We start from the raw sequence: 6419 nt of genomic DNA on the forward strand, positions 1-6419 counted from the left end.
AGCAGTAAGCACAGCTAAAAAGAACAAACAAAAAAGCCGCCCCGTTTCCGGGCGGCTTTTCGCGTCAATATATGTCCGTTCAGTCCTTGAACGCCTCAAACAGCTTAGCCACCTTCTCCCGGTGGGCACTGTTCGTTTCGTCCGTATCAGTGTCGGTATAGATCATCAGGTACTTCCCGTTCAAGGTGGCAGGCACCTCGTTGCCCAACAGGCTAAAGGAACCCTTCTCCTGCACCGAGCCCAAACACGCCTTGGCCTTTTCGTCCTGATTCTCCAGGTCAAATTCATAGAACTCCGCCTGCACCGTGCCCCCGTCAAACTTAAACAGGTAGCGGTACCCGCCCACGGCGCCGATCTCCTTGTAGGACATCTCCACCCGCTCGCCGGTCACAGCCTGGTTGGCCTCCATGTACTTGCACAGGCCGTCCAGATTACCGTCAAAACCGTCGGCAGCCACACTGCTCTGGGTAATGCCAGAGGAAGGGGCCTCCAAAGTTTCCAGTTGCTCCATCGGCCCGCCACAGGCCGCCAGCGTTACCATCAAAAGCCCGGCCGCAGCCAGCCCCGCCATCCGTTTCAACATCAACAGCACCTCAATTCTTGGGATAAAAGAAAAACGCCGTAGCTTACGCCCAGCGCCTTCCTGTAAATGTCTGCCGGGTTTTGCCAAGCCGATCAGCTAAGCCAAAACCCGCCTGCTTTGGTGACCCGGACGAGAATCGAACTCGTGTTACCGCCGTGAAAGGGCGGTGTCTTAGCCCCTTGACCACCGGGCCGTTTGGTAGCGGTAAATGGATTTGAACCATCGACACATCGGGTATGAACCGATTGCTCTAGCCAACTGAGCTATACCGCCATATCTGCGCCCCTTGCGGGACGCATTTAATTATACTGGATTGGAAAGGGATTGTCAATAGGTTTTTTAGGAAAATATCAGAAAAATTACGTTTCTGGCAAATCCACAGATTTTAAGGCCTGTTTGAACATAGAGAAAGTGCCGGGTTTTGTCCTGGCCGGGGTGGTTTTCGCCTCGAAACCGTCCGCCCTGAACAAAAACACTGGCATTTCTCTGGTTTTAAAACAGACTCTAGAGGGTGACAGAGTAGTTGGGGGCCTCTTTTGTAATCTGGATGTCATGGGGGTGGCTCTCCTTCAGCCCGGCCCCGGTAATGCGCACAAACTGGGCCTTATCGTGCAGTTCCTGTATGGTGCCGCAGCCCGTGTAGCCCATGCCGGAGCGCAAGCCCCCCAGCAGTTGGAACACCGTGTCCGCCAGGGGCCCCTTGTAGGGCACCCGGCCCTCTACGCCCTCCGGTACAAACTTCTTCTGCTCCCCCTGGAAGTACCGGTCGCTGCTGCCCCGGCCCATGGCCCCCAGGCTGCCCATGCCCCGGTACACCTTAAACTGCCTGCCCTGGTACAGCTCGTAATCGCCGGGCGCCTCCTTGCAGCCTGCCACCATAGAGCCCAGCATCACCGCGTCGGCCCCTGCCGCCAGGGCCTTCACAATGTCCCCGCTGTACTTAATGCCCCCGTCCGCAATCACCGGGATGCCATGCTTGCCCGCTTCGCTGGCCGCGTCGAATACCGCGGTAATCTGGGGCACCCCAATGCCCGCCACCACCCGGGTGGTGCAGATGGACCCCGGCCCAATGCCCACCTTAATGCAGTCCGCGCCCGCGTCGATAAGGGCTTTGGCCCCTTCGGCGGTGGCAATGTTCCCGGCAATCACCTGCAAGTCCGGGTAAGCGGCCTTTACCTTGCTTACCGCCTTGATCACCCCGTCGTTGTGCCCGTGGGCCGAGTCTAAAGCCACCACGTCCACCTGGGCCTCCACCAAAGCGGCCACCCGCTCCAGCACGTCCGCGGTAGCGCCAATGGCCGCGCCGCACAGCAGCCGCCCGCTCTGGTCCCTGGCCGAGTTGGGGTACCGTACCGCCTTCTCAATGTCCTTAATGGTGATCAGCCCCTTCAGGCGCATCTTGTCGTCCACCAGGGGCAGCTTTTCAATGCGGTGCCGCCGCAAAATCTCCTGGGCGTCTTTCAGGGTGGTGCCCACCGGGGCCGTAACCAGGGGCTCCCTGGTCATCACGTTCTTGACCGGCTGGTTAAAGTCGTCCCCCTCCATAAAACGCAGGTCCCGGTTGGTGATGATCCCCACCAGCACCCCGTCCTCGCAAATGGGCACCCCGGAAATTTTAAAACGGCCCATCAGGTCCTCCGCTTCCCGCACCAGACTGTCCGGGGAGAGGAAAAAGGGGTTCGCGATCACGCCATTCTCTGAGCGCTTTACCCTGTCAACCTGATCGGCCTGTTTCTCAATGGTCATATTCTTGTGGATGATCCCTACGCCGCCCTCCCTGGCTATGGCAATCGCCATGTCCGATTCGGTTACAGTGTCCATCGCGGCAGTAAGGATGGGCGCGTTGAGCCGGATGCTCTTGGTCAGGCGCGCGGAAAAATCCACCTCGTTGGGCAGCACATGGGACTCGGCGGGGATCAGCAGCACGTCGTCAAAGGTCAGCCCCTCTTTGGCAAATTTCTGTTGAAAATCCATTTTCAGCATACTCACACTCTCTTTCCTCAAAATTATTCTACCCGGCCCGCGGCATAGCAAAACGGGTGTTATTAAACGTAAATTATAGCATAAGCCCCTCCCTTTTTCAACCCAAATCTTCCCCCGCAAAACAACGAAAAAAAGCGCGAAATCCGCCGCCGGCTTGGCAAATTTGCGTAGTCCAACACAGCCGCCACAGGCAGCCGGACCCCTACGCAGAATGGGCAAAAAAGCCGGGGCAAAGGGGGGCTTTTTCTCTGAAAAGGAGAAGTTCGTTTATTTCACAAAAGCGCCTTGACAACCCCGCCCGGAAAGCTATAATCTACTTAATCGCGCAAAATAAGGTCGTAAAGGAGCAGCAACATATGTCATACATGAAAAAAGCCCTTTCCCGGCTGGGGGACAGCGGCAGGCAGGCCCTGGTCCTGGTGGGGGTCAACGGTATCTTCTGGTTTGCCTGGGCCTTTGGCTGCTACCAGACCGTCTATCTGCAAAACATCGGTTTTTCCGCCTCCTCCATTGGGGTACTCAATGCCATAGCCTCGGCGGTGGGCATTGCCTCGGTCACGTTCTGGGGCATGGTCAGCGACCGCACCGGTTCTTTGCGCCGGGTGCTGTGCATCGTGCTGGCGGGGGGCGCCCTGTTTTACGGCCTGATCCCGGCGGTCCCCACCGGGCTGGCGGCCTCCCATATGCTGCTGATGTGCCTGGTACCGGCCATCAACTTTTTCCGGGCCTCCATGTCCCCCTACGCAGAAAACATCCTGGTGCGCAACTGCAACGAGCTCCGGCTGAACTTCGGGGTGTTGCGCAGCACCGGCTCCTTCCTGTTCACGGTTGGCAGCCTGATCATCGCCGCCTGGCTGCCCAGCCTGGGGGTGCAAAACACCTTTTGGGTGTCCGGCCTGCTGATGCTCATCCCCATCATCCTCACCTGCTTTGCCCGTGAGCCGGACGCCCGCCCGGCCCCCGCAAAAGGCGGGGAGGGGAAAAAATCCCTAAACTTGGGGGAACTCTTTCAGAACCGGGCCTACACGGCCTTCCTGGTATTTGGTTTCCTCTACTATACCGCCTCCGCCTGCGACTGCAACTTTATCACCTATTTTATGGAGGGCATTGGGGTCGACGCCCAGCAGTACGGGGTCATCCTGGCCTACCGGGCCCTTTTGGAGATCCCCTTCCTGCTGCTGATGGTGCGGCTGCGCAAGCGCTTTTCCCTCAAGTTCATGGTGCTGGGGGCCGTGCTGCTCATCAGCTTGGAGAGCGTAGGTTTTGGCCTCTTTGCCAACTCCCTGCCGGCCATGCTGTTCTTCTGCACCTTTTTCGGCTTGGGCAACGGCCTTTTTCTGGGCTCCACCCTCAACTATGTTTACGAGTTGGCCCCCAGCCACCTGCGGGCCAGTGCCCAGGCATTTTTCACCTCCGTGGCCTCGGTGGCGGGCATTTTGGGCAACCTGGCCGGGGGCGTGCTCTTTGACGCCATCGGTGCCAAGCCTTTCTACCTGACCGTAAGCGCCCTGTACCTGCTTAGCTTCGCCGTGTTCGCCCTGTCCTCCCGGCAGCGGGCCGGCGCCTGAGGCCATAACCGCACCCGGACAAAACCGCGCAGGAAAAGACAGGACGCACCGCCGTGGGTATGCTATACTATCCGTAGGATATTTTAGTAGAGCTAAAACTCGCAGGGCAAGTTTTAGAAATCGCCCTGGCGATTTGGCAAGACGCAAAGCGGCTTGTAGCTATGCTATCAATATCTCTATCAAGCTACGGAAAGACGTAGACAGATGGAAGCAGGCGTGGGCAAGGCCCACCCGTGCAAAAGGAGGGTTACAAACATGGACTGGCTCAAAAGCTTACGGGGGGCCATCGACTATATGGAACAGCATATGCAGGAGCCTGTCACCCCTGCCCAGGTGGCCCAGGCGGTGTACCTGTCCCCCTTCTACCTGCAAAAAGGTTTCCAAATCATAACCGGCTACAGCCTGGGGGAGTACCTGCGCTGCCGCCGGCTGTACCTGGCCGCCCTGGACCTGCTGGCCGGCGAGGGCAAGGTCATTGACATTGCCTACCGCTACTGCTACCAGACCCCCGAAAGCTTTACCAAAGCCTTCACCCGATTCCACGGGTTCTCCCCGGCCCAGGTAAAGCGGGAGCGCCTGTCCATCCGGCCCTTCCTGCCCCTCAAACTGAAAATCAGCATACAAGGAGGAAAAGACGTGGACTACACCATAGAGAAAAAGGAAAATTTCCAACTGATCGGTTTCAAGCGGGAGATCCCCATGGACCAGGGCTACCGGCTGTGCCCGGCGTTCTGGGAGGAGGTCACCCAAAAGCATCTGGGCCCCCTGTGTAAGGGCAAGCCCCCGGAAACAGAGCTGGAACAGGCCATCGCCCAGTGTAAGATCGGTATGTTCGCCGCCTGCATAGAGGGGACAACCAACCCCGATACCTTCTCCTACCTGGTGGCGGGCTACTACGACGGCCGCCCGGTGCCAGATGGCCTGGAGGTTGTGGAGATACCCGCCGCCACCTGGGCCATGTTCCGGGCCGTGGGCCCCATGCCCGGCGCCCTGCAAAGCCTCAATACCCAAATCTTCCAGGAGTGGCTGCCGGGCAACGCCCGCTACGAGGTGGCTTTCCCCATCAACCTGGAAATGTATAGCGAAGGGGAGAGCGGCCCGGACTACGAAAGTTTCATCTGGCTCCCCGTAACCGAGAAAGGGGCGTAACGTCCCGGCCGCCGGGTAAGCCCCGCCCTAGGTAAAAAACCATGCAGCCCCCCTTCCCGGCCGGAAGGAGGGCTGCATCTTTTACTATTTCCCTTTTGTATTGTATACCTGATGAAAAACGCGCCGCGTGCATTCTCTCCGGTTCCGCCTCCCCGGCCGCCTTAAATGGCAAACCGGTGGGCCCCAATCACCGCCACCACCTGCCGGGACCAGATCCACTTGTTGGTGGTTTTGGCAGGATTATAGTAGTACACCGCACCGCCGGTAGGGTCGCTGCCGTTCATGGCTTCGCGGGCGGCGGTATAGGCCGAGTCGGCCACCGGCGCGTTGATGCCCCCGTCATATAGGCAGGAGAAGGCCCCCTGCTGGTAGATCACTCCGGAAAGGGTATTGGGGAAAGAGGGGTGGGCAATCCGGTTCATCACCACCGCGCCCACAGCCACCTGCCCCTGGTAGGGCTCGCCCCTGGCCTCGGCAGAGATAATAGAAGCCAGCAGTTGCACGTCCCCCTCAGAAAACCCATTGCACCCGCCCCCGCCGGAACCCCCGCCGCCGGTAAGGCCCAGGGTCTCCAGGGTCTTAGGCCCCACAATGCCGTCGTCGTCCAGCCCATAGTCCCGCTGAAAAGCAATCACCGCGTTCTTGGTGCGGGTGCCGAATATCCCGTCGGCGGTACCGGCCTGGTAGCCCAGTTCGTTCAGCCGCTGCTGTATCTGGGTAACTTCCCCGCCCGTAGAACCATATTTAGAAAGCGCCTGGGCCCCCGGGTCGCTGAGCATGGCAATCACCATGATGTTCACCAGCACTAGTACCGCAATGCGCCAAAGTTCAGTCAAAAAATCTTTCCTGCTGATTTTCATTGGGCTCGTCCCCCTTCCTCTAATAAAGTGTACGCGCCCGTCGGTAAAGTATGCCTGGCAATAGTAGGAAGTGGATCCCTATCATGTGCCAAAGAGCCAAATATACACAATATGTAGGACAAGCCAGCGGACAGAAGGGAAAATTTGAAAAAAGTTCAAAAAACTTCAAAAAAGGAGTTGACAAAAGAGTAAGAGTGTGGTAAGATAGTCGAGCGCTCAAGAGAGCGGGCCGAAAGGCAAAGGCGGACGAAAAAGATTCGAAAGAGTCGAAAAAAG

General features: G+C 58.2%; 5 protein-coding genes and 2 tRNA genes. 2 read left to right on the forward strand and 5 right to left on the reverse strand.

Features of this window, described 5'->3' with window-relative positions; translation table 11 throughout:
- Positions 1-79: 79 nt before the first annotated feature.
- The 4 genes from U8U01_RS13845 to guaB form a co-directional block, all read right to left on the reverse strand.
- Positions 80-583: a hypothetical protein gene (locus U8U01_RS13845; protein WP_322175346.1), complete on the reverse strand. Its 504-nt coding sequence runs from the start codon at positions 581-583 to the stop codon at positions 80-82.
- A 118-nt stretch (positions 584-701) separates the two neighbouring features.
- Positions 702-776 (reverse strand) — tRNA-Glu (locus U8U01_RS13850).
- A 3-nt stretch (positions 777-779) separates the two neighbouring features.
- Positions 780-856 (reverse strand) — tRNA-Met (locus U8U01_RS13855).
- Positions 857-1087: 231 nt separating this feature from the next.
- On the reverse strand, positions 1088-2566 hold the full coding sequence (gene guaB / locus U8U01_RS13860; RefSeq protein WP_322175358.1) for an IMP dehydrogenase: 1479 nt from the start codon (positions 2564-2566) through the stop codon (positions 1088-1090).
- Between the two features lie 356 nt (positions 2567-2922).
- Here guaB and U8U01_RS13865 point away from each other — a divergent pair, with 356 nt between their 5' ends.
- Complete coding sequence (locus U8U01_RS13865) at positions 2923-4134, forward strand: MFS transporter (RefSeq protein ID WP_322175348.1); 1212 nt, start codon at positions 2923-2925, stop codon at positions 4132-4134.
- A gap of 255 nt (positions 4135-4389) precedes the next feature.
- On the forward strand, positions 4390-5283 hold the full coding sequence (locus U8U01_RS13870) for an AraC family transcriptional regulator (protein ID WP_322175351.1): 894 nt from the start codon (positions 4390-4392) through the stop codon (positions 5281-5283).
- A 161-nt stretch (positions 5284-5444) separates the two neighbouring features.
- Here U8U01_RS13870 and sleB read toward each other — a convergent pair whose 3' ends face one another.
- Positions 5445-6143 carry a spore cortex-lytic enzyme gene (gene sleB / locus U8U01_RS13875; protein WP_322175354.1) on the reverse strand — a complete coding sequence of 233 codons (699 nt, stop codon included), beginning with the start codon at positions 6141-6143 and terminating at the stop codon, positions 5445-5447.
- Between the last annotated feature and the right edge of the window lie 276 nt (positions 6144-6419).

It is taken from the genome of Acutalibacter caecimuris (assembly GCF_034335085.1).
Classification (GTDB): Bacteria; Bacillota; Clostridia; order Oscillospirales; family Acutalibacteraceae; genus Acutalibacter; species Acutalibacter caecimuris.

Bases quoted from the DNA above. Each gene is read 5' to 3' on its own strand.
- U8U01_RS13845 (WP_322175346.1), bottom strand. From the start codon at position 583: ATGTTGAAACGGATGGCGGGGCTGGCTGCGGCCGGGCTTTTGATGGTA.
- guaB (WP_322175358.1), bottom strand. From the start codon at position 2,566: ATGCTGAAAATGGATTTTCAACAGAAATTTGCCAAAGAGGGGCTGACC.
- U8U01_RS13865 (WP_322175348.1), top strand. From the start codon at position 2,923: ATGTCATACATGAAAAAAGCCCTTTCCCGGCTGGGGGACAGCGGCAGG.
- U8U01_RS13870 (WP_322175351.1), top strand. From the start codon at position 4,390: ATGGACTGGCTCAAAAGCTTACGGGGGGCCATCGACTATATGGAACAG.
- sleB (WP_322175354.1), bottom strand. From the start codon at position 6,143: ATGAAAATCAGCAGGAAAGATTTTTTGACTGAACTTTGGCGCATTGCG.